Source organism: Agromyces sp. NPDC058110 (assembly GCF_042884735.1).
Taxonomy (GTDB): domain Bacteria; phylum Actinomycetota; class Actinomycetes; order Actinomycetales; family Microbacteriaceae; genus Agromyces.
The window spans coordinates 1-3,217 of sequence record NZ_JBHVTI010000012.1 but is presented as its reverse complement, the minus strand read 5'-3'; the positions used below and the strand labels follow the sequence as shown (position 1 = coordinate 3,217).

The following is a 3,217-nucleotide window of genomic DNA, read 5'->3' as shown; positions in this document are numbered from 1 at the left end:
TGCAGGTCGGAACTTACCCGACAAGGAATTTCGCTACCTTAGGATGGTTATAGTTACCACCGCCGTTTACTGGGGCTTAAATTCTCAGCTTCGCCATTACTGGCTAACCGGTCCTCTTAACCTTCCAGCACCGGGCAGGCGTCAGTCCGTATACATCGTCTTACGACTTCGCACGGACCTGTGTTTTTAGTAAACAGTCGCTTCTCACTGGTCTCTGCGGCCCCACCCAGCTCACCAAGCAAGTTGGATCACCAGACGAGGCCCCCCTTCTCCCGAAGTTACGGGGGCATTTTGCCGAGTTCCTTAACCATAGTTATCTCGATCGCCTTAGTATTCTCTACCTGACCACCTGTGTCGGTTTGGGGTACGGGCCGTGTGAAAGCTCGCTAGAGGCTTTTCTCGGCAGCATAGGATCACTGAATTCGCCTCAATCGGCTACGCATCACGTCTCAGGCTGTATGTGACCCGGATTTGCCTAGGTCACGCCCTACACGCTTACACCAGTATTACCACTGACTGGCTCAGCTACCTTCCTGCGTCACCCCATCGCTTGGCTACTACCAGATCAGGTCCCGTGCATCCACATCCAGGTTCCCCGAAGGGAAGTAAGGACGCTTCAGGACGGTTAGTATCACTGATTCACCAGGGGCGCGTTCACACGGGTACGGGAATATCAACCCGTTGTCCATCGACTACGCCTGTCGGCCTCGCCTTAGGTCCCGACTCACCCTGGGCGGATTAACCTGGCCCAGGAACCCTTGGTCATTCGGCGGACGAGTTTCTCACTCGTCTTTCGCTACTCATGCCTGCATTCTCACTCGTGCAGCCTCCACACCTGGATCACTCCGGCGCTTCCATGGCTGCACGACGCTCCCCTACCCATCCACACCACTGCACACAGATCCGTAGACCCGCATGGGTGTTATGTGAATGCCGCAGCTTCGGTGGTGTACTTGAGCCCCGCTACATTGTCGGCGCAGGATCACTTGACCAGTGAGCTATTACGCACTCTTTCAAGGGTGGCTGCTTCTAAGCCAACCTCCTGGTTGTCTTCGCGACCCCACATCCTTTTCCACTTAGTACACGCTTAGGGACCTTAGCTGGCGATCTGGGCTGTTTCCCTCTCGACTACGAAGCTTATCCCCCGCAGTCTCACTGCCGCGCTCTCACACTCTGGCATTCGGAGTTTGGCTGACGTCAGTAACCTTGTGGGGCCCATCGGCCATCCAGTAGCTCTACCTCCAGAGTGAAACACGCGACGCTGCACCTAAATGCATTTCGGGGAGAACCAGCTATCACGGAGTTTGATTGGCCTTTCACCCCTACCCACAACTCATCCCCTCAGTTTTCAACCTAAGTGGGTTCGGGCCTCCACGACGTCTTACCGTCGCTTCACCCTGGCCATGGGTAGATCACTCCGCTTCGGGTCTAGAACATGCCACTGCGTCGCCCTATTCAGACTCGCTTTCGCTACGGCTACCCCACACGGGTTAACCTCGCGACATGCCACTAACTCGCAGGCTCATTCTTCAAAAGGCACGCCATCACCCACCCACCGAAATGGCGCAGGCTCTGACGGATTGTAAGCGCACGGTTTCAGGTACTATTTCACTCCCCTCCCGGGGTACTTTTCACCTTTCCCTCACGGTACTAGTCCGCTATCGGTCACCAGGGAGTATTCAGGCTTATCGGGTGGTCCCGACAGATTCACAGCAGATTTCACGGGCCCGCTGCTACTCGGGTGTCCACTACAACAGTCACCATGTTTTCGTCTACGGGACTCTCACCCTCTACGACAGGCCGTTCCAGACCACTTCGACTAACACGATGATTTCTTACTGTTGGCCAATCCGGCAGAATTGACAAAATGGATCCCACAACCCCACGAATGCAACGCCCGCCGGCTATCACACACCCATGGTTTAGCCTCTTCCGCTTTCGCTCGCCACTACTCACGGAATCACATGTTGTTTTCTCTTCCTGTGGGTACTGAGATGTTTCACTTCCCCACGTTCCCTCCACACGCCCTATATATTCAGGCGCGGGTAACCACACATCACTGTGGCTGGGTTTCCCCATTCGGACATCCTCGGATCTCAGCTCGGTTGACAGCTCCCCGAGGCTTATCGCAGCCTCCTACGTCCTTCATCGGCTCCTGGTGCCAAGGCATCCACCGTGCGCTCTTAATTACTTACAACAAAGATGCTCGCGTCCACTGTGCAGTTCTCAAACAACACACAACACCCGAACTACATGCGGCACCAGCCGGCAGACTCACATCCACCGCGGTATGACCACGCCCAGGCATTGTCGTTACTTTCCTTCGAGGAAACACTTGCGTGTTCTCTCAGGACCCAACAGTATGTCGATATAACTCTCTTCCCACCAACACAGAGGCCGGCGGTAATGAAGAAAATGTTTGTCAGTGTTCCACCCATGAGCAACCGCCGCTCCACATATGGGAGCAGAAACGGCCTCTGCCGACCATCGACCCACCTGTGTGAGTATCCGATCGGAGAACGCTCCTTAGAAAGGAGGTGATCCAGCCGCACCTTCCGGTACGGCTACCTTGTTACGACTTCGTCCCAATCGCCGATCCCACCTTCGACGGCTCCCTCCACAAGGGTTAGGCCACCGGCTTCGGGTGTTACCGACTTTCATGACGTGACGGGCGGTGTGTACAAGGCCCGGGAACGTATTCACCGCAGCGTTGCTGATCTGCGATTACTAGCGACTCCGACTTCATGGGGTCGAGTTGCAGACCCCAATCCGAACTGAGACCAGCTTTAAGGGATTCGCTCCACCTCACGGTCTCGCAGCCCTCTGTACTGGCCATTGTAGCATGTGTGAAGCCCTGGACATAAGGGGCATGATGACTTGACGTCGTCCCCACCTTCCTCCGAGTTGACCCCGGCAGTCTCCTGCGAGTCCCCGCCATTACGCGCTGGCAACACAGGACAAGGGTTGCGCTCGTTGCGGGACTTAACCCAACATCTCACGACACGAGCTGACGACAGCCATGCACCACCTGTATACCGACCACAAGGGGGGCCGTATCTCTACGGCTTTCCGGTATATGTCAAACCCAGGTAAGGTTCTTCGCGTTGCATCGAATTAATCCACATGCTCCGCCGCTTGTGCGGGCCCCCGTCAATTCCTTTGAGTTTTAGCCTTGCGGCCGTACTCCCCAGGCGGGGCGCTTAATGCGTTAGCTACG

Annotated in this window: 2 rRNA genes; both read right to left on the bottom strand. The window is 55.8% G+C overall.

The features are described 5' to 3' along the window. Positions 1–2,197 (bottom strand): 23S ribosomal RNA (locus ACFVS8_RS19585); the annotation flags it as partial. 333 nt (positions 2,198–2,530) lie between these two features. Beyond that, positions 2,531–3,217, bottom strand: a 16S ribosomal RNA gene (locus ACFVS8_RS19580); the annotation flags it as partial.